Here is a 23,755-nt window from a genome sequence, read left to right as displayed (position 1 = left end):
TTTCCATTCTTCTGTTGACAATGATTCTTCAAATGGTACAATAGTCAAGGATTTTTTAAAGAAAGGTGTTCATGATGGGAACTGTCGTATTATTAAAGAACAACGAAATGACTGTAATTGAAGATATTTGCGAGGCTGATTTTTTAGATATGAAGCATGGTTTGTCAAATGATGACACAGCTTATATCTCTTGGTATGAAGACTACGATACTGCTTATGGATATTGATTTCATTTCATAGATGAAGCGTAAAAAAAGGCGATACAACCTGAGAATAGGTTGATCGCCTTTTTTTACGTTTGTGCGCTTCTTTCACTTTCAGGTTCCACATGAATAAAGATTTGTGCATGCGGAAATTCCAGCTGAATCTTCTCTTCAATTCGATCACATAATTGGTGAACATCTTCAATCGTTGTCTTTCCATCTACAATCAAATGAAAATCAATATATTCCTCGGCACCAGACCGCCTTGTTCGAAAGTCATGATATTCAATAAATTCTTGACTAAATCCTTGAATGATCGCTTCGATTGATTGTTCTTCCTCTGGTGTTAACCGAGCATCAACAAGCGGCGGGAAGGCTTCCTTCATGAGTTTAAACGCTTCACGCATAATAAAGAGGGCCAGAACCATTCCAATGATCGGATCTAGGAAATACCAGTCGGTTAATGCCACAAGCAATAAACTAAATGCCACCCCTAATGACGTAAACACATCCGTTAAAAGATGCAGTGCATTTGATTTCATGGCAACTGAATGTACTCGCTCAGCCTCTTTGTTCACAACCCTCGATACAACAAAATTGATGAGCGCGCCTAGCAGCATGACCACAATACCAAGCACAGGCAGCTTGACTGGCTCTGGATGCATTAATTTGTGAACACATTCGTATATAATCCAAATGCCAGCAACGAAAATCAGCAGGGTCTCAATCGTTCCAGAAATATTTTCGACTTTTCCATGTCCATAAGGATGTTTAGAATCTGCTGGCTTTCTTGAAATACGAACAGAAATAAATGCAATAAACGACGCCATTAAATCGAGAAACGAATGAATGGCTTCTGATAAAACCGCAACAGATCCGGTTAAAAGACCCACAATGATTTTTAAGATGACCACAAATGTGTTGCTCAGCACGGATAGGAACGCGATTTTCGATGTCTTCGCTGATTGTTCCATCTATCGTCCTCCTTTAGGAGATCGTATGTCTATGAAAGCCATTCCCATGACCCTGATTCTCATGTTCTTTCAGTTTACGCAGTTTTGCCGTTTTCTAATCATCTTCATCACAGCCTGTATTTTCTCTTGAGGTTACGCTATAATAAATGTTGCTCTTTCTTCAATATATCACTCATGCGGTGATGGATAGGAGAATAGACTACATATAACGATATCCAGTGCCTTTCGCAGGTGACATTTATGCAGTGAATGGTAAAATAGGATAAAAACATAAATTTTTAAGGTGATGAGAAATGGAGCATTTGCTGAATCCAAGAGTAAAGGATATTGAAATTTCAGGCATTCGAACATTTTCAAATCTCGTATCGTCATATGAGGATGTCGTTTCATTGACGATAGGCCAGCCCGATTTTTATACGCCGCATCATGTCAAAACAGCTGCCAAAGCAGCCATTGACGAGAATTTCACCTCATACACTCACAATGCTGGTTTCCTAGAGCTAAGACAAGCGATCCAGCATTATATCAAGAAGAAAGTGAATCTTGATTATGATGCAGAGTCAGAAATCATTGTGACGACAGGTGCAAGTCAAGCAATTGATGCTGCGTTTCGAACCATTTTAACAGAAGGCGATGAGGTCATTTTACCTGGACCTGTATACCCCGGATATGAACCGATCATTCGAATGTGCGGTGCCATGCCCGTACATATTGACACAACGAATGCCGGCTTTAAATTGAATGCCAAGCTGATTGAGGATGCGTTAACGGAAAAGACAAAGTGTGTGGTTCTTCCTTACCCTTCAAACCCGACTGGTGTCACGCTTTCAGAAGAAGAATTGAAAGAAATTGCCCAGCTCCTTGAAGGAAAAGACATCTTTATTTTATCCGATGAAATCTACAGCGAGCTGACATTTGACCGGCCGCATCATTCAATTGCCTCTTTCTTAAAAGAACAGACCATTGTCATCAATGGACTGTCTAAATCTCATAGCATGACTGGATGGAGAATTGGATTTTTATTTGCTTCAGCTCCAATTGCTAAACATGTATTAAAAGTACATCAATATAACGTGTCTTGTGCCTCAGCTGTCTCACAAAAGGCGGCACTTGAAGCTGTGACAAATGGTGTGGATGATGCACTGATCATGAGAGAGCAATATAAGAAAAGACTCGATTATGTATATGATCGGCTCATTTCTATGGGGCTTCCGGTAATTAAACCTTCTGGCGCTTTTTATATTTTTCCATCCATTGAATCGTTTGGGATGAGTTCCTTTGATTTTTGCATGGAGCTGTTAGAAAGTACAAGACTTGCGGTCGTACCAGGCTCAGCCTTCTCTCCACTCGGCGAAGGGTACGTGCGCCTGTCTTATGCTTATTCACTTGAAACGCTGAAAGAAGGACTTGACCGGCTAGAACAATTTGTACTTGAAAAACGTTCCATTCATTCGCTAGATTGAAACAACGGCTCTCTTGCCGTTGTTTTTATTTTGCAGGAAACATGATGTGAAATACGGTGCCCTTTTCAGGCTGACTATCCACACGGATCGTCCCGTTATGATTTTCTAAAATATTAAATGTGACCATGAGGCCAAGTCCGGTTCCTTTTTCCTTTGTGGTTAAAAAGGGCTCTCCAATCCGCTTCATTACCGATTCAGGAATGCCAACCCCTTCATCACGAATGGTGACAAGTATTCCATCACCTTCTGCTTTGGCTGTGATGTCTACCTTTCCTCCGTCCGGCATGGATTCTACGGCATTTTTGATTAAATTGATAAACACTTGCTTGAGCTGATTTTGATCCCCGTTCATCAGGAGACCTTCCTCTATCTCACTTGTGTTCATTAAAATGCCATTTAAGTTCGCTTGTGTTTCTAACAAGGCTGTGACTTCGCTGATGATTTTTTTCAAATCAAGCGTCTGCATTGAGGACGTTTGCTGCGGTTTCGCCAGCATTAGCAGCTCACTCAAGATAATTTCTATTCGGCTCAGCTCAGAGAAAACAATCTCGAAGTATTGATCGCGGTCTTTTGTTTTCGGTTTAATGAGCTGTAAAAAGCCTTTGATGGCGGTCAATGGATTTCTGATTTCATGTGCAATGCCAGCCGCCAATTGACCTGCGATCGATAATTTTTCTGAGCGGAGCATGAGCTCTTCTGTCTGTTTACGTTCGGAGATATCTCTTAAAATAATTTGAACCGCTGTTTCTCCAAAAAATGTAGTTGGGATACAGACCATTTCTGTATAAATCAGCTTATGTTTAAACGTATGACAGCTCATCGTGACAATCTCGGAATCTGATGCTCTTTCAATAATACGTGATAAGCTCTTTTTGACCTTTTGCTGATCACAGGAATGGATTTGATGAAAGATATCCTTTCCTATTAATTTATCGTAATGCTCGGCTTCAAATAATTTAATGCCTGATTCATTCATAAATACCCACTTGTGATCATGAATGACCGCAATCGTATCAATGGAGTTTTGAATGAGCAGCTGATACCTCTCCCGGCTTTTTTGAAGAACGGTTTGGAATTTTTTACGGGATGAGATGTCCACGAGCAGTAAGAGCTCTGCCCGCTGATTTTGATAAATCGTCGGTGATGACTTTACCTCAATATGAATACTGCTCCCATCTTGACGCTTCCATATCTGTTCAATCATTCCGACTGGAAGGCCTTGCTGCAGCCTTGTTATTCGGCTTCTGACAATGTCATGGTACTCTTCAGCAATAAAATCAAACGCGGACTTGCCGATCATGTCATCTCTTGCACTTACCCCCATTAATTGCAGCATCGCATCATTCGCATACACAATTTTCCCTAAAGTCGTAATACATAACGGATTTGGCAGCATGGCAATCAATTGTTCAGCTTCACCGACATTTTGGAAAGCCGGCAGACTGCCTAACGACTGTTCTGCTACTTTTGATGTTGTTTGAAATGCTGCTTTTTGGGGCTCAGTATCCAGCACCCTCATTTTCAGGATCATTTCTCTACTTACTTCGCTACCTAACCCATCACAAGCAACAAAATCAATGCTTGCTTCGATCCATACAGCTGTCAGATCACTTCTTAGCAGTCTAAAGTGGCAAACCTCTAGCATGTGCTGATTGTAAAAATAACTTTCGACGAGAAATTGATCTTCGGTATGAACAAAGTCTTTCAAAAAACACCCTAGTAAATCCTTTTGTTCATAGAGCAAAAGCTGCTTACAGTTGGAAGAAATGTAGAGAAAGCGGCCATTAGAAGAAAGAACGGCATGTAAATCGATGTTCGAATATAATTGATTCGAATCTTTCATTTGTTGTTCCATCGTCGTCCGACCCTCCTTTTCATTTTTTAGGGTTGTCCTTAGATTGATGTATAAAAAAGATTCGCTAGAAAACCCGTATTTTCCTTCTGTCATCGAGGGAAACGTCCATAAATTCAGCAAAAAGGGAGCACTTTCTGCTGCTGTGCTCCCTGCGGTTTATTGTTTTTCATATTTCTTTTGCAATTCAACGTACTTATCCACAATTTTACTTGGGATGTTTTTGATGACAGGATCTTTATCTGAAACATAAGGTGTCACGACACTAAAAGCTACCTCTGGATTAGAAGAAGGATAATATCCTCCAAAGGTTAAGTTGTATGTTGAATTTCCCCACCAGCTGCGGTTGGCGCCATAGTAGAAGGTTTGTGCTGTACCCGTTTTTCCTGCGACATCATGCTGACCAAACCGGCCAGCGGCAGTTCCGCCTGTTGATGTGACCATTTTCAGTCCCGTTTTTACGCGGTCAATATCTGCTTTCGAGTTGTTAATCGTATTCAGCACCTTCGGCTCATATTTTTTTACGACTGGGCCTACTTCATCATTCTTCGTTGGAAGATGAACACTTTTCACTACTCTTGGCTGAATACGGCTGCCTCCATTGGCGATCGTCGACATGTATTGCGCCACTTGAAGCGGTGTATACGTGTCATACTGACCAATTGCTTCATCAAGCAAGAGTCCGCCGACCGTCTTAGGATGCGTCTGCATCCCGCTTGATTCCTGCGGCAGATCGATCCCCGTTTTCACGCCAAGACCGAATTGCGCATAGTAGTTTCTCATTTTTTGTAAGTGCTCAGGCCTTGCAGGTAACGGACCATCCTTTTGATAGGTGATGCCCGCCATTCTCATCGCTACTTGGAACATGTAGACGTTGGAACTTTTTTGGAGTGCCTGAATGTCGTTAACCCATCCAAGAACTTTGTAAGACTGTTTCGCCTTTCCATTACTTCCTGCAAAATAGAGAGGTGTATCCATATAGGCTTGGTTGTGTGACATCCCGTCCTGATAACCGCCAAGTACTGTGGCTCCTTTGACAACAGAGCCCATTTCGTACTGGGTCGTAAATGTTCCGATCGCATAATCTGTAACGTCTCTGCCGTCCATTTTCTTGCCCGACATGGCGAGAACATCCCCTGTGTGAGGGTCCATCATGACGACAAAGGCACGATCCATCATATAGTTTCTCGCGCTGGCAGATCTAAGCTCTGATTCAACAATTTTGTCGACTTCCTTTTGCAGCTCCATATCAAATGTCAGCGCAAGATCAAGTCCTCTTCGTCCTTCTGTCCGCTTGATTTCATCGAGCAGCTTCCCGCCAACTTGTGTATATTGAACGGTCGCTTTCTCTGGGTTTAGAAAATCCTCGTACTGATATTCTAAATAGCTCTTCCCTACCCGGTCATTTCGCGAGTAGCCTCTTGCCATATAGTAATCTTCACGTTCTTTAATAATTCCTTGCTCTGGTGTCGTCACACCGCCAAGTACATTATAAAGGGTCTTTTCATACGGATATTTTCTTGTCCAGTCGTTGATGACGTTCACACCAGGCAGTTCATCAAGATGCTCTGAAACAAGTGAAATCTCTTCATATGTCAAACTCACGGATGAAGTCTGTTTTGATTCTTTCGTTTCATCGAGTAAAGCAACTTTTTCGTCCCCTTTTTTCTCTTCGTTTGGGTCCATTGCCTTCACGATTTGGGGCTCAAAGGCATATCCGCCTGTAAATCTACGGTAGATCGCTGCAACAGCTTTTTCCTCTGCATCCTTTTCGATGGCCTTGACTTCTTTCTTTGGGACACGCTCTACTTGAAGCGGATAGACATCCTTTGCATCGATATCTTTTTTCTCCGCTTTTGAAATGAGTTTATCCGCTTCTTTCGGATGACTCGCCAGCCAAAAATCCCGAATGTCACGCTCTCTCAAAAAATCAGTATCCATTTTTATATAAGTCGCAAGTTTTCTTGCTACCTTAATCTTATCCTCCGCTTTCACACCGCTTTCTGATGTATAAACGATGGCAGGCACACTTTCGTTATCAACGACGACTCTTCCTCTCGCGTCATACATTTTTCCTCTTGGAGACGGGTATGATGCTGTTTTGACCTCTGTTCGGTTGGCTTGCTTTTTATAATCTTCACCATTGACGATTTGCAGCACACCAAGCTTGATCACAAGTCCAGCAAATAAACTAAATACAGCGAAGAAAAAGAGATTAATTCTCCAGGCGTTCCGGCGCTTCATTCTTTTTTGCTCGGCAGCACCTTGATGCTGTTTCTCTCCCACTTATGTAGCTCCTCTCATCCTTTTCAATCTTTTACAATTACCACTCATTATTGTAACACTTTTGTAATAGTTGTTACAGCGAAACGAGTGAAAAAAAGCTGTCAATCCCTAATCTGCAAAAAAATATACTAACACTTTAAAATATTGGTATGTTTATGTCGTTTTCTTTAAATGGAAGAATTCCCTATCCTTTGATATGAAGCGGCTCTTACGATGACTTTAACAAAAATGACAAACTGGCATTGTCAATGGAGGATGCTGGTACGTTTATAACAAAAAGTCCATGTTATGATTTTTTGTGAGAAAACAAAACAAAGATTTTAGGAGGAGTTACAATATGAAGAAGAAATCATTCTTTTTTTCAGCGCTGACAGCTGCTGCACTCATCACATTCACTGGAGGACATTCAGCTGATGCGAAGGAGCTTAACCTGAAACAAGTAATAAATGTACAACATCAAGCCATTGATCTTCATACACTAGCAGCAAAATTACATATCTCTTCAGATGTAAACAAGCTAAGCAAGTCGAATCAAAAAGAGATCGAAGCTCTATTAAACAAACTGATCAAAAGCGGTCAACCTGTTACTGGAACAAAAGTAGTGAAAGAAGTAAACAAAGCAAAACAAGAACAAAAACAAGAATCAGTGAAAAAACCAACTGCTTCTAAGCCAAGCACTCCAGCAAAAGAAAACACAAGCAGCAACACTAAAGCTGACCAAAAAGACACAGCGGCATCAAAAGCAGACAGCAGCTTAAATGCATTTGAAAAAGAAGTGGTTGAGCTGACAAATAAAGAGCGTGCAAAGCAAGGCTTAAAGGCACTTTCTGTTGATTCTAAATTAAGCAAATCTGCTCGTGCAAAATCTCAAGATATGAAAGATAAAAACTATTTCTCTCATACAAGCCCAACTTATGGATCTCCATTTGATCAAATGAAGCAATTCGGTATCACTTACAAATCAGCAGGTGAAAACATTGCCCAAGGTCAAAGATCCCCTCAAGAAGTTGTGACAGCATGGATGAACAGTGAAGGCCACAGAGCGAACATTTTAAACAAAAGCTATACACATATCGGTGTTGGTTATGTGAAATCTGGCAACTACTGGACGCAGCAATTCATCGGAAAATAATATCAAAAAAACCTGTCCCTATGTGGGACAGGTTTTTAGTTTGTTTTGAGAGTTTGTTTAAAGCTGCAAACTATTCCACCTAGGCGGGGCAGTTTATTTATTTGACCCATAATTTATAGATGCTCTGGGTCCCGCTGTTTTCTTCACCCTCTTCGCTCAGCTTTTCATAAAGTGACTTCGCAAGTGAGAGCCCTGGCATTTCTTCCCCCATCAGCTCTGCTTCTTCAAGTGCAATGCCCATATCCTTGATAAAATGCTTCACATAAAACCCTGGCTCGAAATCGCCTTTCAGCATTCTTGGTGCAAGATTTGACAAGGACCAGCTGCCGGCTGCACCTGTTGTGATGCTTTTGAGCACCTGCTCTGGATCAAGCCCTGATTTTTCGGCATAGACCATTGCCTCTGCGACACCGACCATCCCCGCTGCAATGGCAATTTGGTTACACATTTTTGTATGCTGACCGCTTCCTGCCGGTCCTTGATATTGAATGTTTTCACCCATTTGCTTAAATAGCGGCAGACAGGCTTCATAGGCTGACCTTTCTCCGCCGATCATAATGGCCAGCGTGCCATTTTGGGCTCCTATGTCTCCGCCTGATACAGGTGCATCTAATGCATATACACCTCTTTCCTTCGCTTTCAGCTCAATTTCTTTTGCAAGCTGAGGCTTCGATGTCGTCATATCAATGAGATATGTACCTGGAGCGGCATGTGCCACAAGCCCATCTTCACCTAAATAGATCTCTTCTACATCCGATGGATATCCCACCATTGTGATGACGGCATCTGCACTTTCTGCAATCTCTTTTACTGCCGGCTTCCATGATGCCCCTTTTTGAATCAATGCTTCTGCTTTTGCTTTCGTTCTTGTATAAACGATAACTTCATAGCCTGCATCCATTAAATGCCCTGCCATACTGCGTCCCATTACACCGATTCCTATAAAACCAACTGTTTTGATTTGTGCCATCACTTGTTCCTCCTTAAAGAGACTTTGTCAATCCACCATCAATGATCAGTGTTTGACCTGTCATATATGTATTGGCTTCAGATAAAAGAAACACTGCATATGCTGCAAATTCCTCTGGCTGTCCGTAACGGCCAAGCGGGATCGCTCGTTCAGCCTGTGCTTTGATTTCTTCAACCGTTTGATTCTCTCTTTGTGCTCGGTGCTTTTCCAGCTGTTTCACACGGTCTGTTTCGATTTTTCCCGGTGCTAACGTATTGATCAAAATGCCATCCTTCGCAAGCTCCTGAGCGGCTGTTTTTGTCCAGCCGGCAATGGCAGGTCTAAATGTATTCGACAGCATCAAGCCCGGTATCGGTTCTTTCACTGACATTGACGCAATATTTAACACACGTGCGCCGCGTTTTTTCAAATAAGGCAATGCCTCTTTTAATAATCGAATATAGCTGAGTAAATGAAGCTGAAATGATTCGATCCAATCTTCATCTGTTAAGGTGTCGAGCGTCCCTGTTTTTGGCCCGCCTGTATTGTTCACAAGAATGTCTAGACACTTCTCATCACCGGCCGCCGCTTGTACAAGCGCCTTGATTTGCCCGGCGTCAGATACATCACATACTTGATAAGTCAGCTGTCCTTTAACAAGCGGAGACAGCTCGTTGACTGTTTCTTTCAGCTTCTGTTCATGTCTTCCCGAGAGCATCACATTTGCTCCTTCTTTTGCTAGAGCAAAGGCAATCGCTTTTCCAATACCTTGACTGCTTGCAGCCACCAATGCTTTTTTTCCAGTTAGATTGACATCCATGTCAACACCTCCTCTCGTTTATTTTATCATACAAAAAGAACCTTGCTCACATCGCAAGGTTCCTTTCCGCTCATTACACCTTAAATCGGTCAACCGCCTGACGCAGTGCCTGGCTTGATTCGTTCAGCATTTCAGTTGAGGTTTTCGTTCTTTCTAACACTTGAACTTGTTCATCTGTAGACGCATGCACTTCCTCAGCTGAGGCAGCAGATTCTTCTGAAATGGCAGCAATGCTTTGAATCGAGTCACTCATCTTCTGCTGTTCTTCTGTCATTTCATTGATCTGTGTATGAATGCTGTCGATTGAACCGACAAGTGCCTGCATTTCCATTGTGATGCTGCTGAGTGCCTCACCTGTTGCATTGATGGCGGCACCTTGTTCCTCATTCATTTTACTTGCTGTTGTCATCGCTTCAGCCGCCTTCTTCGATTCATCTTGAATGAGTTTGACGGTTTCACTAATGTGTTTTGTTGACTGCGCAGATTGTTCAGCAAGCTTTCTCACTTCTTCTGCAACTACAGCAAATCCTCGTCCGCTTTCTCCTGCTCTCGCTGCTTCAATGCTTGCATTCAGTGCAAGTAAATTCGTTTGATCCGAGATTTCAGAAATAGCAGTCACGACGTTTTCAATATTTTTCGTTTTATGCTCAAGGTCTAGCAGCATTTGCTCTACCTTTTTCGATTCTTCGTTCGCTTGTGTTGATTTTTGGACGAGCACACCAAGTGCGTCAAGTCCTTTATAGCTGGCATCTTCAGATGATTTTGAGTTGGTTTGCATTTGCGTGGCAAGCTCACCCATATGGCGTACTTTCTCATACAAATGCTCTGATTTTTCATTAATCGTTTCTGCATCTGATGCCTGCTTAGTCGCTCCTGTTGCCACCTCTTGAATGGCCGTTGCAATCTGTTCGCTAGACAGCAAAGTCTCATTTGAAATGTGGGTCACTTCATCTGCTGATTTCACAACTTGATCTGAAGCCCCTTTCACTTTTTCAATTAACTCCCTGATATCCTCGGTCATTTGATTAATGCTTTTCGTGAGGAAACCAATTTCATCTTGGGATTTCACTGCAAGCGTACTTGTTAAATCGCCTTCTGACACTTTACGCACATGCTCTATTAGACGCTTGATTGGCGTAGTGATACTTCTTGCCAATAAGAAGCTGAGGATCATCGCAATAATAATGGCAATGACAGATATAATAATGCTTATTTGATTCATTTGTTCTATGATCCAAAGCAGTTTACTTTTCTCAAAGCTGACACCAACCGTCCAATCGGCTTCTTTGATTTTAGATAGGACCGTCAGTTCTTTGCTGTCATCAACACCTGAGTTGTCAAGCGCTTTTTTCACAGAAGCGACCTTTGATATGTTTTTTCCTTGCTCTGTTGGATGCGCCAAAAGGGTGCCTGTGCCATCAACTAAGAAAGCGGTCCCCTTATAAGGAATCTCTTGTTCATTTATATACGTTTGAATGGAGGACAGCTTCAAATCAAGTCCAGCGACCCCAATGACTTTTCCATTTTTGACAATCGCCTTCGTGGCTGAGACAATCATTTTTTTCGTTGCTTCATCAACATATGGATCTGTCCAAACGACCTGATCAGGCTTTTCGGCTGCTTGTTTAAACCAGCCTTGTTTCGATGGATCATACCCTTCGCCAAGATCGAACTCCGGAAAGCCGAACATTTTTCCGTCACTTGTACCTATATAGGCAAACGAAATGAGTTTATCCTGTTCCTGCATGTTTTTTAGTTCATCGTTTTCAAAAGCCAATGTTTGCTTGGTTTGTTTTCGCGCAAATTCTTCAGTCATTGTACTTGTTGCGAGTTTATTAATTGTATTGCCGTAATTATCAAGCTTTTCTGTAATAATGTCTCTCATACTTTCTGCCGTTGCTGCTGCGGTGGTTTTTGCATCTCGTTCAATCAGTGGTCTTAACACTAAGTTGGAACCCACTTGAACAGCCACGACGGTTAAAATTAAAATAACTGAGATGAAAACAGCTATTCTCACTTGAAGTTTCTTAAACATCTCATCACCCCTACATCTACTTTCACACCTTAATTTATATATCGGCAAAATGATACCGCATTCAATAGTTGTAAGAAAATTTAAATAGAAAAAACAAGCCATATAGGCTTGTTTTAAGTAAAATATTCAATTTTTGCAGAAGGAAAGTACTGATCTATATATGACTCTAAAGTCTCTCTCAGTTCTTGTTCCTCATCTTTTTGATAGATATATTTTCCTATACCGTATCTTCCCCACTTGTACCTTCTTTTTTCTTCATCCAACTCTAATTTTGATTTTGGGTAATTTTTTTGAATCACACGCTTTGCTGGTTTTGTAAAGCGATGCTGAATCATCTCAAAGGTGATATCGTCTCTCACATCTTCAGGAAGAGCTGCATCAAGCTTTTCAAAAAGAACTTTATATCCTTCCTGCCAGCCTTCATGGATGTAGATTGGAGCAACAATAAAGCCTAGAGGATAGCCTGCCTTTGCGACCTTAACAGCCGCTTCAATCCGCTGATCTAGTGGTGATGTGCCAGGCTCGAAATATTTAATGACATAATCGGCATTGATGCTAAAACGGAATCTTGTCCGGCCGTTATGCTTTGCATCTAACAGATGATCGACATGATGGAATTTCGTGACAAAGCGAAGTTTTCCTAGGTCCGTCTGCCCGAAGTATTCAATCGCTCGTTTGAGTGTATGTGTCAAATGGTCAATTCCTACGATGTCTGAAGTACATGATGCTTCAAATCTCGTGATATCCGGCGCCCGCTCGTTCATGTATTGATCTGCCTGATCTAATATTTCTTCTACATTGACGTACGTTCGAATGTACGGCTTACTTCCCATTGTTGTTTGCAAATAGCAATAATGACAATGCCCCATACATCCTGTTGCAAATGGGATCGCATACTCTGCAGATGGTTTAGACGAGTCAAACTTTAATGTCTTCCGCACACCAATGACAAGTGTTGACTTCGCATTACGATACTTTTGCAAGTCATTTTTTCCCGGAATATTTCTGACCTGGTTGTGTGAAGTCGTTTCTCTTATTTCGATTCCCATACCCTCAAACTTTTCCTTCAGCTCTCGTCCTAACGGGTACTCTAACGCCCGAGGTTCAATGTAAACAAGCTGGGGAACGAAAGGTTTGATCATATTAAGCACATCCTTACCTTTAAGGTTTTCATACCGTTACTTTAACCGCACAGGATGGCTTTTATCCTTTCTAAAATCTCCCTTATTCAAACAAGTCTTGATAAAGAGCTTCTGCTTCTTCATATGTTGGAAAAACAGCATCATCTGGTGCTAGTGGATGATACGTTTCAAGCAAAAAGAGGGCAAGCTCTTCTTCGTTGTATGGATGTGAAACAATTTCTGCTTCTTTAATTTGTGCTACGTTTGCAGCATGTGGATTTCGATAAATCACATATACTTGATCACCCGGTTTGTAGTCTGAGAAAGGCAATCTGGTCACCTCCATTTTTTAATTATAGGGTGCCCTTCTCACTGCCCAATATGACTCAATATGATAAAATTCGACAAAAAAACCAGACAGTTTCATCTGTCTGGTTTTCATTCACTTAGTTCTGTTGAAACGTCTTCTTGACGAAATCAACCACTTCTTCTGTTGTGCTAAGTGATAAAATATGCTCTTTAAATGATGCAGCTTCTTCTTTAGAAAGCTTGCTTAGCTGCGTTCTAGCTGGAAGAATGGATGTTGCACTCATTGAGAATTCATCTAATCCTAATCCAAGTAGTAGCGGTATTGCGATTTCATCTCCTGCCATCTCACCGCACATGCCGACCCATTTACCCTCTTTATGCGCTGCTTCGATCACAAGCGTAATAAGACGTAAAATCGCTGGGTTGTAAGGCTGGTAAAGGTAAGACACTCGTTCGTTCATTCGATCAGCAGCCATTGTGTATTGAATCAAATCATTCGTTCCAATACTGAAGAAATCTACTTCTTTTGCAAATTGGTCTGCGATGACAGCTGTTGATGGAATTTCTACCATCATTCCGATTTCAATCGAATCAGAAACGTCTGTACCAGCGGCAACCAATGCTTCTTTTTCTTCAAGTAAAATGGCTTTTGCTTCTCTAAATTCTGATAACGTCGCGATCATAGGGAACATGATTTTCAAGTTTCCATATGTACTTGCACGAAGTAAGGCGCGTAGTTGTGTTCTGAAAATCTCCTGCTCTTCCAGGCAAAGGCGAATGGCTCTATAGCCAAGGAACGGGTTCATTTCTTTTGGAAGCTGCAAGTAAGGAAGTTCTTTATCGCCACCAATATCTAGTGTGCGGACAACCACTGCTTTCCCTTCCATCTTCTCTAAAACTGTTTTATACGCATCGAACTGCTCTTCTTCTGTAGGAAGCTGGTCTCTGCCCATGTATAAAAATTCAGTACGGTACAATCCGACTGCTTCGCCGCCATTTTCAAGTACACCTTTTACATCTTCAGGTGTTCCGATATTTGCAGCTAGCTCTACGTGAACGCCGTCTTTTGTAACCGTTGGCTGGTCAACAAGTTTCGCCCATTCCGCTTTTTGAGCTAAGTAGTCTTCATGCTTTTTTTGATACGCTTTCACTTCATCTTCAGAAGGCTGAATGATGACGTCTCCAGTAATACCATCCACAATGATCAGATCATCGTTTTTCACCGTTTTTGTTGCTTCTTTTGTCCCAACAACTGCTGGAATCTCCATAGATCTTGCCATGATCGCTGAGTGAGAAGTACGACCGCCGATATCTGTTGCAAAGCCTTTGACAAATTGTCTGTTCAGCTGAGCAGTATCAGAAGGTGTTAAATCTTCAGCAATGATGATGACTTCTTCAGAAATCATGCTTGGGTTTGGAATGTCAACGCCTAACAAATGTCCAATCACACGTTTCGTTACGTCGCGAATATCCGCCGCACGTTCCTTCATGTATTCATTGTCCATTGCTTCGAACATTGTGACAAACATCGTCGCTGTTTCTTTTAAAGCAAATTCAGCATTTACTTTATCAGATTTGATTTTATCCTTTACTGGGCTTAGCAGTTCAGGATCACTTAACACAAGAAGGTGGGCAGAAAAGATATCTGCTTTGTCTTGGCCAAGCTCTTTTAGCGCATGCTCTTTAATTGCTTCAAGTTCTTGTTTAGAAACATGAATTGCTTCTTCAAAACGCTTCACTTCTGTCTCTGGATCATTGATGTCTTTTTGGTGAACTGTTAAATCTGGTTCTTCCAGACGATACGCTTTTGCAATCGCAACGCCTGCTGAAGCACCGATTCCTTTCAGTTGTTGCATTACTCGCCTAGGCCTTCACTTTTCATTGTGTCTTTAAGCGCAGCAAGTGCATCATTTTCATCAGAACCAGAAGCAGAGATTGTGATTGTAGCACCTTTCGCAATTCCTAGAGACATTACACCCATAATAGATTTCAGGTTCACTGTTTTACCATTATATTCTAAGTTGATATCAGCATCATATTTACTAGCAGTTTGTACAAGAACTGTTGCAGGACGTGCGTGAATTCCAGAATCTGCAGTTACTTTGAATGTTTGTTGAGCCATTTTTATCAATCTCCTTTTTATACAATTAATACATCCACAATATTATATCATACTGCCGAGCTTGTCATCTAACAAGAACGGCAGTTATGAAAATTATTTTGAAATTTTCATGATGTTTTCTTGTCCAGCTTTGATTTCACCGGATGCTTGAAGGTCAATAAATTGTCCTTCACTTAAGTTGGTAAATACAATTGGAGTCATCAAAGATGGTACTTCAGACTTAATTTTATCAATATCAACCTCTAAAAGTTTTTGACCGATTTCTACTTGATCTCCCTCTTGTACAAATGCTTCAAACCCTTCTCCTTTGAGGCCGACCGTATCAATTCCGAAGTGGATCAAAATTTCAAGTCCACCATCAGATTGCAGGCCAATGGCGTGTTTCGTCGGGAACACATTTAAGATCTTCCCTCTTACCGGTGAAACAACCGTTCCATCTGTTGGCAAGATGGCGAAACCGTCACCCATCATTTTCCCTGAGAATACTTGATCTGGTACATCTGTAATTGGATGAAGCTCCCCTGTAATTGGTGAAGCAAAAATTTCTTCCCCTTGCTCATTTTGAAGCGGCTTTGCAATGACTTCTTCGACCTGCTGGCTGACTTCTTCTTTTGCAGAAGGGTCTTTCGCTGGACGAGGCGTGCGGCCTGCAATGATGTCCTGCATTTGTGTTTTTAAATTATCAGAGCGCGGTCCAAAGATTGCCTGGATGTTGTTCCCTACTTCGAGAACACCTGAAGCGCCAAGCTTTTTCAAGCGGTCCTTGTCCACTTTCTTCTGATCATTGACAGTAACACGTAAACGCGTGATACAAGCATCAAGGTGCTTAATGTTTTCTTGATCACCCATTGCTTCAAGGATTTCATAAGGCAAGTCATTACCTTTTTCAGACTTCGCCTCACTTGCTCCGTCTGCTGCTTCATCCTCGCGGCCTGGCGTTTTCAGATTAAATTTGCGAATGGCGAATCTAAATCCGAAGTAGTAAATGACAGCAAGGACAAGACCTACTGGAATGACGAGCCACCAAGCGGTTCTATTTGGCAGGATACCAAATAGGAAAAAGTCGATTAACCCTCCTGAGAAGGTCATCCCGATTTTCACGTTTAGAATATCCATTATCATAAAGGATAATCCAGCGAATACACAGTGAATCGCAAATAATACTGGTGCAACAAACAAGAATGAGAATTCAAGCGGTTCAGTGATCCCTGTTAGGAAAGAAGTAAGGGCCGCTGATCCCATTATTCCTGCTACTAGCTTTTTATTCTTTGGTTTTGCTTCATGGTAAATCGCAAGTGCTGCTGCTGGAAGACCGAACATCATGAACGGATATTTCCCTGTCATGAATGTACCAGCTGTCAGCTGAACACCATCTTTGATTTGCGCCATGAAAATACGCTGGTCACCACGGACAAGCTCTCCTGATAAGCTCTTGTAGCTAAAGAACTCATACCAGAATGGTGAGTAGAAAATGTGGTGCAGACCAAATGGAATTAATGATCGTTCAATGACACCGAATACAAAGGCAGCCAGCGGCTCATTCGCTGCGAGCAGTCCTGTTGAAAATGAGTTCAGTGCACCTTGGATTGGCGGCCAAATGACTAGCATCAATAGCCCTAAAATAAGTGCTGAAATAGAAGTAACGATTGGAACAAAACGCTTACCAGCAAAGAAGCCAAGATATTGCGGGAGCTCAATTTTGTAAAATTTATTATACATATAAGCTGCTAATACCCCGACGATAATCCCGCCAAAAACGCCGGTAGACAAGGTCGGTATACCGAGCATATTAATATATGCTGGATGGCTTTCCTTGAAGAACTGGGCTAGTTTGAGTGAATCGGATGGAATGGATCCGTTGGCCATTAATACGGCACTCATCGTTACGTTCATGACAAGATAACCGATGATAGCGGCAATTCCTGCCACTCCGTCTCCATTGGCAAGACCGATGGCAACCCCTACAGCAAATAATAGCGGAAGATTCGAGAAGACGATGTTCCCCGCATTCTCCATGACACTTGCAACAAGCTGAATTGTATCGTTGCTTAAAAATTGAGCTACATCAATCAGCTGCGGATTTTGCATCGCATTCCCAAGTGCTAGTAAAATACCGGCAGCAGGAAGGATCGCAACTGGAAGCATGAGTGCTCGTCCAATTTTTTGCAACACACCAAAAAGTGATTTAAACACTGGTTGAACCTCCTTTTGTTTTCGCTTACAACATACATTTGGGATGCTCCCTGACGTACATTTCATAATTAACCGTTTACATTTCACTTTCAAACGCAAAAAAAGGCATGGTGATATAAGGTTGCGCAAATAACAGGATCTTATCCTGTATTTACCTTAAGTCACTCATGCCTGATCGAATCAGTTACACGTTTCAAGGAAACTATGAAATTTTATTTGTCAATCTGTACAGATGAAGTGTCAGGTAGACGGCCTCAGCATCCTGTACAGGCTTTTTCAATGCATGCTGCAAAATTTTGATCATTTTCCAAGCAGTATTGTAGCATAAAGGATATTCATTTTTCAATAGATGAAGCAATTTTTCTGGCTCCTCTAATGATTCTCCCCGTTTAATACGCTCAATTGAAAACGTAATATGGCGTAATAAGCGTAAATAATGAATACTTTCTCTGTCTACTTTCATATGAAATGAATCTTCAATGACTTGGACCATTTGTGTAATGAGCTGCGAATGACGGTTCACCTCAGATAAAGGCCGATTCGTCAAAGCTGAATGGATATGGAGCGCTATAAAGCCAATTTCTCCTTCTGGCAGCTTCGTTTCGACATCTGGCCGCTCGTTAATCAGTTCAACGACTTCCTTTGCAACCTCGTATTCTTTCGGGTAAAGCGATTGCGTCTCAAGCATAAAAGGGTTCGTGATATCATAGCCTTGCTGCACCCGCTTAAAACTAAACGCAATATGGTCGGTCAGTGCAACATGTATATGCTCATTCAATCGTTGTCCCATTTTTTCTCGTATATGATAAATGACGTCATTGGCAAGCTCAATCATGTTCTCATCAATATGATGAAGCAGCTGTTTATATTCTGTTTGTTCCTTCGTGTTTTTTAACACAAACATTTTTTCAAACACGTCTTGATCGAGAAGATCCCCCGATTTTTTACCGAAGCCGATCCCTTTCCCAATCAGAACCACTTCGCCCAAAGAAGGGTGTCTTGCGATGATGACATTATTATTTAACGCTTTATCAACGGTGAAGGATTCCATGAACATCCCCACCTCCTTCTTATTCAATCCCTCTTATCGTACAAAACAGATGAAACGTGCGTCAACGATTGTTTTTCAAAACGGTTGTTGTCCGCTCAATCAGGTGAAATGGCAGCATTCTTTTTTCTGATTTCTCTCCCTTTAATGCCCGGTCGAACAAGTCAAAAGCTTCCTGTCCCATTTGTTTGAGAGGAATATGAATGCTGGAAATCCCCAAAGCATCACTCAATTGGTTATTTTGAAAGCTGAGTATGGCTGGTGATTCTCCTACTTTTATGTCATGACGCTGCGCCTCTAATAAAAAGCCTGCAGAGACTTCGTCATTTGTGATGAATAAAGCTGTAGGACGATTTTTCATTTCCTGCCATTCTGCAAATAATTGCTTCCCATCAAGCAGGGATAACTTCCCTTCGATGATCCATTCCTCATCAATGGTCTGCCCGAGCGATTGCATCATGTCTTGATAAGCCTGAAGGCGCGACTCGCTATTCGCTCCTTCTGTTCTGGCGAGAACGATCGCAATTCGTTGATGCCCGCATGCAGCCAAATGATACAGGCCTTCCTTAAATGCTTGATCATGCGCAATCGACACGGTTGAGCATTGATCGTGCGGCGCAGGATGGCAAAATATAATCGGCCCTGATTCCTGCCACTTTAAAATGTGACCATCACTTAACGCATTTGAACAAAATATTAAACCATCCACACGGCGCTCTTTTAAACTCATTAACGCTTCTTTTTCTTTTAATGGGTCATATCCTGTTTGAAATAAAGCAAAATGCATACCGCGCGCCTGTGCTTTTTCTGCAATACCTGTGACGAGTGTGCTGAAATAAGAGTGTTCAATGTTTGGAAGGACAATGCCAAGCATATTCGAATAGCCCTTCGCTAAATGAACCGCCTGGATGTTTCTCGTATACTTGAGCTCTTTCATCGCTTGTAGAACACGTTCCCTTTTTTCTTCTTTAACATAAGGATGCTCATTCAACACACGTGATACGGTTGTCACAGATACGCCCGCTCTTTTCGCAATCTCCCTTATGTTTGCCATTTTTTCTCCTACTTTCTCTTGATATGGTAAGCGTTTCATACTTTAAGATGTATGTGAGCTGAACAAATCACTGGATGGAAAGGGGAATTCAAGATGGGTTTCATCATATGGATTATATTATGTATGACTGTTTTGTTTTCTGCTCGTTTTGCATTACATCCTTTAGGAAAAGAACATAAAATCAAACCGTTTCAATCAATTGATGATTTTTTTGTTGATAAGGATCGAGAAGAGTGATAAAAAATCACGATGACACTTCCAAGACCTGGACGTTCATCGTGATTTTTTTATTACTTGATGATCGTCAGCTCTTTCGGATAATTGGTTAAGGTGACTGGACCATCTGCCGTAATGAGAACATCATCTTCAATTCTTACGCCGCCGACTCCCGGGACATAAATTCCTGGTTCAATCGTATACACCATACCTTCTTGCAGAAGGTCGTCATTTGCCTGACTCATAGAAGGAAACTCATGAACAGAAATCCCTAACCCATGTCCGAGGCGATGCGGGAAATATTCACCATACCCCGCTTCTGAAATCAGCCCGCGGGCTTTTAAGTCAAGATCGCCGATTCTCACGCCTGGCTTACTCATTTCAAGTGCTGCCATTTCTGCATTTAAGACGGTTTGATAGATGTCCTTTTGCTTTTCAGAAGCTTCCTGATAGATAAATGTTCTTGTGATATCTGAGCAATATCCATCGACAATGACGCCAAGGTCAAATAACACAAAATCGCCTTTTTTTAAGGCTGCCTGTCCCGGATTTCCATGAGGCTCGCCTGATTTTTCACCAAAGAGAACCATGGTTGAAAAGGACATGCCTTGAATGCCTTTTTTCTTTAGTTCATATTCTATGACAGCGAGCACTTCTGTTTCTGTGATTCCTTCTTTTAAGGCGTTAACCCCAATTTTTACACCTTCATCTGCCAATTGAGCCGCTTTTTTCAGTGTAGCAATTTCAGATTCATCTTTAATCAGTCTGAGCTGATCGAGCGCATCTTCAGCCCGGACGAACGTTTCTGCCCCGGTGACAGCTTGGAGCTGTTCTGCTCTTTGAAGCGGAATCGATTCTTTTTCAATCGCAAGACGCGCCGCTTGAATACCTCGTTTTTCTATCGCTGATTGAATGAAATCAAATGGATTCTCATGATCTTCATATCCAATGATATCGCCGGACCATCCTGCATTTTTTGCCTGCTCGACTTCCATTTTAGGCAAAATAAAAAATGGTTCTGCCTCTTGGAACACAAACAGCCCCATCACTCTTTCATGCGGCTCTGTGAAGTATCCAGATAGATAAAACACATTTTCCTTTGTATGTATAAATGCACCTTGAATGTCTTCTTTCTTAAGCCAAGAAGACAAGCTCTTCATTCGGTTCATCATGATCCTCCTCACACGTTTTACTACTGGTCTATTGTATCAGTTTTTGCTGTATTTCGCACAAAAGCGCACTGGCATGAATCCAGTGCGCCCTGATGATTGATTTAAGATGCACGAAGCAGACGCAGACCATTTAAAATGACCAAAATCGTACTTCCTTCATGCCCGATGACACCAAAAGGCAAATCAAGCACTTGTAAGAAATTCGCACAAATTAACAGACAGATCACCGTTAATGAGAAAATAATGTTTTGCTTAATGATTCGATTCATTTTTCTTGAAAGACGGATCATCTTTGTTAGGTTACTTAAATTGTTCTTCATTAAAATGAGATCCGCTGTTTCTAAGGCAACATCTGTGCCTCCGCCCATCGCAACCCCAACATCTGCTGTGGCGAGCGCTGGTGCATCATTGATTCCGTCTCCTACCATGATGATTGAATTACCTTGTTTTTTTAATTGATTGACCTCATGTACCTTTTCATCTGGAAGACATTCAGCCACTACGGTTTGGATACCGGCTTCCTGCGCAATCGCTTCAGCCGTTTTTTGCTGATCTCCTGTCAGCATGACGGTTTGGATGCCTAAATCATTTAGTTCTTGAATCATTTTTTTGGCTTCAGGTCTGATTTGATCCTTAAGGCCAAGACAGCCAACAACTTCTTCACCCTTTTGAACGTAGACCACTGTGTATCCTTGAGCTGAAAGGTCATCACCTGTCTCTTCAATCTCGCGGTCGATTGACGCCTTACCCGCAAAGTCTTTCTTCCCAATCCGCCACGTTTCTCCATTTAATTGTGCTTTTACACCAAATCCAGAGGCTTCTTCAATGGTGACATGGACTGATCTTTCTGTTTGGTGTTCTTTTGCCATATCAGAAATTGCTTTCGCTAATGGGTGGTTTGATTGACTCTCAATTTGATAGAGTGCCTGATAAAAAGCAGATTCATCCTGCCCTTTAGCCATGACGACTTGTTCTACGGCTGGCTTCCCGCTTGTAATTGTCCCCGTTTTATCAAAAGCAATCATGCTGCTTGTGCCTAGTTTTTCTAAAAAGACACTTCCTTTAACAAGCATTCCATTTCTCGCGCCATTTGAGATCAGTGACAGTGCTGCTGGCATGATGGATGCAACTAGAGCACAAGGTGAAGCAACGACCATAAACACCATTGCCCGGTAGAAAGTTTCACTCATACTCCAGCCGAGGACAAAATGAGGCAGAACCATTAATACCGCAACGGTAATCAGCACACCTTTTACATAGGCACCCTCAAATTTTTCGATAAATGCCTGGCTTGGCGAAACACTTTCTTGAGCGGATTCAACAAGTTTAATAATTTTATGGAATAGCGTTTCTTCATTATGTTTCGTGACTTCCACTGTTAAGGAACCATTTAAATTCACTGTTCCTGCAAATACGTCTTCCCCCTGCCCTTTTTCCTGTGGAATAGATTCGCCTGTAAGGGCAGATTCATCCACACTTGTTCTCCCGCTTAAAATGACACCATCTGCTGCAATGCGTTCCCCAGCTTTGACCATAATCTGGTCACCTGGTGTTAATGATGAAGCGGCGATTTGAATGGTCGTACCATCTTTTTCAATTAAAGTTGCTTCATCTGGTGCAATGCTCATTAATGCTGTTAAATCTTTCTTGCTTTTATTTGACGTATACGTTTCAAGCGCACCACTCAGTGAGAAAATAAAAATTAAGATAGCGCCTTCTGCCCAATAGCCGATTAGAGCTGATCCTATCGCTGCGAAAATCATTAAAAGTTCCACATTCAAGGTCTTCGACGAAATCGTTTCTTCAATTCCTTCCTTCGCCTTTGCAAAACCTCCAATAACAAATGCTAGGATGAAAAGAGGAATGCTCCACATACTCTGATCCTTTAGAATCCATCCAGTTAGAATAAGAATCCCCGATATACCTGCTGCAATTAATTCTCCGTGCTGTGCCCATTTATGTAAGGACCATTTCGATTCCTTTTGATTTGTCGTTTGGTAAAGTGCTGTATTCTCATTCATGATTGTTTTCTCCTCTCTAATTGATAATCGTTTTCATATTATCAATCGTTGCCCGTTTCTTTTTCATCTATATTTTCTGCTATTTCAAGCTTTTTATTGGTCTGTCACTCATTATAACAGGTTCTGATTAATTTTCAATTAATAATTATTATAATTTCTTTTTGATAATAATTATCATTACTGATATAGACCGTTCCGTCTTCTTCTGAGCACAGTGTATTCAGATGAAAAGCAAACGAACACAAAAAAGAACCAACAGAATTGGTTCTTTCACAGAAAGGATTTGTTCTACGAATTTGTCCACTCTTTGATTTGTTTTTTCGTCAGTGGACCTACATGATTTTTTACCACTTCTCCTTTTTCGTTAATCAAAAAGGTCGTTGGAATGGTGATGATTTGATATTTCTTCATCATTTCTCCATGTTCATCTAGTATGATCGGGAATGTAAACCTTCTGTCTTTCACAAATTGGGCAACAGCATGTTTACTTTGTTCAGCACCTAGTAAATTCACGGTCAATATGTCAACATCACTCTGATTTTCTTTCACAATCTGTTCAAATTCGGGCAGCTCCATTTTGCAGGACGGGCACCATGTTGTCCAAAAATGCAAAATGGTCTTTTTCCCTTTTTCGGGAACCATCTGCATGTCACCATTTAATGTCGGCGCCTCTATCCTTGGCGCCATCACAGGCTCTTTTGCTTCTGCTGCTGTGCTCGTTAGAAATAGAAGCAGGGTCATCATCAGAAGACTGGCGGGTAGATGTTTACGATTCATCATGATCT

General features: G+C 41.6%; 20 protein-coding genes and 1 pseudogene. 4 read left to right on the top strand and 17 right to left on the bottom strand.

What is annotated here, in order from left to right; translation table 11 throughout:
* Window positions 1-74: 74 nt before the first annotated feature.
* Window positions 75-227 (top strand): hypothetical protein, encoded by a 153-nt coding sequence (locus tag BA81_RS19750; RefSeq protein ID WP_162842519.1) that lies wholly within the window; start codon window positions 75-77, stop codon window positions 225-227.
* Between the two features lie 65 nt (window positions 228-292).
* Here BA81_RS19750 and BA81_RS08515 read toward each other — a convergent pair whose 3' ends face one another.
* Window positions 293-1,177, bottom strand: a complete 885-nt coding sequence (locus tag BA81_RS08515) for a cation diffusion facilitator family transporter (protein WP_024424706.1) — start codon at window positions 1,175-1,177, stop codon at window positions 293-295.
* A gap of 293 nt (window positions 1,178-1,470) precedes the next feature.
* On the opposite strand from BA81_RS08515, the gene BA81_RS08510 reads away from it, so the two are divergent.
* Window positions 1,471-2,640: an aminotransferase A gene (locus BA81_RS08510; RefSeq protein WP_024426854.1), complete on the top strand. Its 1,170-nt coding sequence runs from the start codon at window positions 1,471-1,473 to the stop codon at window positions 2,638-2,640.
* 25 nt (window positions 2,641-2,665) lie between these two features.
* Here the strand turns inward: BA81_RS08510 and BA81_RS08505 are convergent, their stop codons facing one another.
* Both BA81_RS08505 and BA81_RS08500 read right to left on the bottom strand, forming a co-directional pair.
* Window positions 2,666-4,495 (bottom strand): PAS domain-containing sensor histidine kinase, encoded by a 1,830-nt coding sequence (locus tag BA81_RS08505; protein WP_034281571.1) that lies wholly within the window; start codon window positions 4,493-4,495, stop codon window positions 2,666-2,668.
* Between the two features lie 156 nt (window positions 4,496-4,651).
* Window positions 4,652-6,778: a peptidoglycan D,D-transpeptidase FtsI family protein gene (locus BA81_RS08500; protein WP_034281570.1), complete on the bottom strand. Its 2,127-nt coding sequence runs from the start codon at window positions 6,776-6,778 to the stop codon at window positions 4,652-4,654.
* Window positions 6,779-7,115: 337 nt separating this feature from the next.
* On the opposite strand from BA81_RS08500, the gene BA81_RS08495 reads away from it, so the two are divergent.
* Window positions 7,116-7,910, top strand: coding sequence for a CAP domain-containing protein (locus tag BA81_RS08495; protein ID WP_034281569.1), 795 nt, complete (start codon window positions 7,116-7,118; stop codon window positions 7,908-7,910).
* Between the two features lie 97 nt (window positions 7,911-8,007).
* Here the strand turns inward: BA81_RS08495 and BA81_RS08490 are convergent, their stop codons facing one another.
* The 11 genes and pseudogenes from BA81_RS08490 to BA81_RS08445 all read right to left on the bottom strand — a co-directional run bounded on the left by BA81_RS08490 (window position 8,008) and on the right by BA81_RS08445 (window position 19,561).
* Window positions 8,008-8,880 carry an NAD(P)-dependent oxidoreductase gene (locus BA81_RS08490; protein WP_034281568.1) on the bottom strand — a complete coding sequence of 291 codons (873 nt, stop codon included), beginning with the start codon at window positions 8,878-8,880 and terminating at the stop codon, window positions 8,008-8,010.
* Window positions 8,881-8,893: 13 nt separating this feature from the next.
* Window positions 8,894-9,679: an SDR family oxidoreductase gene (locus BA81_RS08485; RefSeq protein WP_034281567.1), complete on the bottom strand. Its 786-nt coding sequence runs from the start codon at window positions 9,677-9,679 to the stop codon at window positions 8,894-8,896.
* 73 nt (window positions 9,680-9,752) lie between these two features.
* Entirely contained in the window at window positions 9,753-10,700 is a 948-nt protein-coding gene (locus tag BA81_RS20150) for a methyl-accepting chemotaxis protein (RefSeq protein ID WP_411859200.1), read from the bottom strand.
* A pseudogene (locus BA81_RS20145) lies at window positions 10,692-11,714 on the bottom strand (HAMP domain-containing protein); the annotation flags it as partial. The pseudogene BA81_RS20145 and the gene BA81_RS20150, both read right to left, overlap by 9 nt.
* 113 nt (window positions 11,715-11,827) lie before the next feature.
* Window positions 11,828-12,856 carry a spore photoproduct lyase gene (splB, locus tag BA81_RS08475; protein WP_034281564.1) on the bottom strand — a complete coding sequence of 343 codons (1,029 nt, stop codon included), beginning with the start codon at window positions 12,854-12,856 and terminating at the stop codon, window positions 11,828-11,830.
* A gap of 82 nt (window positions 12,857-12,938) precedes the next feature.
* On the bottom strand, window positions 12,939-13,181 hold the full coding sequence (locus tag BA81_RS08470; RefSeq protein ID WP_044331928.1) for a transcriptional regulator SplA domain-containing protein: 243 nt from the start codon (window positions 13,179-13,181) through the stop codon (window positions 12,939-12,941).
* Window positions 13,182-13,281: 100 nt separating this feature from the next.
* Window positions 13,282-15,000 carry a phosphoenolpyruvate--protein phosphotransferase gene (gene ptsP / locus BA81_RS08465; RefSeq protein ID WP_034281562.1) on the bottom strand — a complete coding sequence of 573 codons (1,719 nt, stop codon included), beginning with the start codon at window positions 14,998-15,000 and terminating at the stop codon, window positions 13,282-13,284.
* A complete protein-coding gene (locus BA81_RS08460) occupies window positions 15,000-15,266 on the bottom strand; it encodes a phosphocarrier protein HPr (protein WP_003211078.1) in 267 nt (88 codons plus the stop codon). Before BA81_RS08460 ends, ptsP begins: the two co-directional genes overlap by 1 nt.
* 93 nt (window positions 15,267-15,359) lie before the next feature.
* Window positions 15,360-17,459, bottom strand: a complete 2,100-nt coding sequence (gene ptsG / locus BA81_RS08455) for a glucose-specific PTS transporter subunit IIBC (RefSeq protein WP_024424696.1) — start codon at window positions 17,457-17,459, stop codon at window positions 15,360-15,362.
* A gap of 202 nt (window positions 17,460-17,661) precedes the next feature.
* Window positions 17,662-18,516: a glucose PTS transporter transcription antiterminator GlcT gene (glcT, locus tag BA81_RS08450; protein WP_024424695.1), complete on the bottom strand. Its 855-nt coding sequence runs from the start codon at window positions 18,514-18,516 to the stop codon at window positions 17,662-17,664.
* Window positions 18,517-18,571: 55 nt separating this feature from the next.
* Entirely contained in the window at window positions 18,572-19,561 is a 990-nt protein-coding gene (locus BA81_RS08445; protein WP_034281561.1) for a LacI family DNA-binding transcriptional regulator, read from the bottom strand.
* 93 nt (window positions 19,562-19,654) lie between these two features.
* Between BA81_RS08445 and BA81_RS19745 the strand changes: the two genes are divergently transcribed.
* Complete coding sequence (locus tag BA81_RS19745; protein ID WP_162842493.1) at window positions 19,655-19,798, top strand: hypothetical protein; 144 nt, start codon at window positions 19,655-19,657, stop codon at window positions 19,796-19,798.
* 53 nt (window positions 19,799-19,851) lie between these two features.
* Here the strand turns inward: BA81_RS19745 and BA81_RS08440 are convergent, their stop codons facing one another.
* The 3 genes from BA81_RS08440 to stoA all read right to left on the bottom strand — a co-directional run bounded on the left by BA81_RS08440 (window position 19,852) and on the right by stoA (window position 23,747).
* On the bottom strand, window positions 19,852-20,946 hold the full coding sequence (locus BA81_RS08440; RefSeq protein WP_034281559.1) for a M24 family metallopeptidase: 1,095 nt from the start codon (window positions 20,944-20,946) through the stop codon (window positions 19,852-19,854).
* 104 nt (window positions 20,947-21,050) lie between these two features.
* On the bottom strand, window positions 21,051-22,970 hold the full coding sequence (locus BA81_RS08435) for a heavy metal translocating P-type ATPase (protein WP_034281557.1): 1,920 nt from the start codon (window positions 22,968-22,970) through the stop codon (window positions 21,051-21,053).
* Between the two features lie 288 nt (window positions 22,971-23,258).
* Complete coding sequence (stoA, locus tag BA81_RS08430) at window positions 23,259-23,747, bottom strand: endospore biogenesis thiol-disulfide oxidoreductase StoA (protein WP_034281555.1); 489 nt, start codon at window positions 23,745-23,747, stop codon at window positions 23,259-23,261.
* Window positions 23,748-23,755 lie beyond the last annotated feature (8 nt).

The organism is Bacillus safensis FO-36b (genome assembly GCF_000691165.1).
Classification (GTDB): domain Bacteria; phylum Bacillota; class Bacilli; order Bacillales; family Bacillaceae; genus Bacillus; species Bacillus safensis.
Note: the sequence above shows the minus strand (reverse complement) of the source record. Positions and strands in the feature narration are given on the sequence as shown.

Bases quoted from the DNA above. Each gene is read 5' to 3' on its own strand.
- BA81_RS19750 (WP_162842519.1), top strand. From the start codon at position 75: ATGGGAACTGTCGTATTATTAAAGAACAACGAAATGACTGTAATTGAA.
- BA81_RS08515 (WP_024424706.1), bottom strand. From the start codon at position 1,177: ATGGAACAATCAGCGAAGACATCGAAAATCGCGTTCCTATCCGTGCTG.
- BA81_RS08510 (WP_024426854.1), top strand. From the start codon at position 1,471: ATGGAGCATTTGCTGAATCCAAGAGTAAAGGATATTGAAATTTCAGGC.
- BA81_RS08505 (WP_034281571.1), bottom strand. From the start codon at position 4,495: ATGGAACAACAAATGAAAGATTCGAATCAATTATATTCGAACATCGAT.
- BA81_RS08495 (WP_034281569.1), top strand. From the start codon at position 7,116: ATGAAGAAGAAATCATTCTTTTTTTCAGCGCTGACAGCTGCTGCACTC.
- BA81_RS08490 (WP_034281568.1), bottom strand. From the start codon at position 8,880: ATGGCACAAATCAAAACAGTTGGTTTTATAGGAATCGGTGTAATGGGA.
- BA81_RS08485 (WP_034281567.1), bottom strand. From the start codon at position 9,679: ATGGATGTCAATCTAACTGGAAAAAAAGCATTGGTGGCTGCAAGCAGT.
- BA81_RS20150 (WP_411859200.1), bottom strand. From the start codon at position 10,700: ATGACCGAGGATATCAGGGAGTTAATTGAAAAAGTGAAAGGGGCTTCA.
- splB (WP_034281564.1), bottom strand. From the start codon at position 12,856: ATGATCAAACCTTTCGTTCCCCAGCTTGTTTACATTGAACCTCGGGCG.
- BA81_RS08470 (WP_044331928.1), bottom strand. From the start codon at position 13,181: ATGGAGGTGACCAGATTGCCTTTCTCAGACTACAAACCGGGTGATCAA.
- ptsP (WP_034281562.1), bottom strand. From the start codon at position 15,000: ATGCAACAACTGAAAGGAATCGGTGCTTCAGCAGGCGTTGCGATTGCA.
- BA81_RS08460 (WP_003211078.1), bottom strand. From the start codon at position 15,266: ATGGCTCAACAAACATTCAAAGTAACTGCAGATTCTGGAATTCACGCA.
- glcT (WP_024424695.1), bottom strand. From the start codon at position 18,516: ATGTTCATGGAATCCTTCACCGTTGATAAAGCGTTAAATAATAATGTC.
- BA81_RS08445 (WP_034281561.1), bottom strand. From the start codon at position 19,561: ATGGCAAACATAAGGGAGATTGCGAAAAGAGCGGGCGTATCTGTGACA.
- BA81_RS19745 (WP_162842493.1), top strand. From the start codon at position 19,655: ATGGGTTTCATCATATGGATTATATTATGTATGACTGTTTTGTTTTCT.
- BA81_RS08440 (WP_034281559.1), bottom strand. From the start codon at position 20,946: ATGAACCGAATGAAGAGCTTGTCTTCTTGGCTTAAGAAAGAAGACATT.
- BA81_RS08435 (WP_034281557.1), bottom strand. From the start codon at position 22,970: ATGAATGAGAATACAGCACTTTACCAAACGACAAATCAAAAGGAATCG.
- stoA (WP_034281555.1), bottom strand. From the start codon at position 23,747: ATGAATCGTAAACATCTACCCGCCAGTCTTCTGATGATGACCCTGCTT.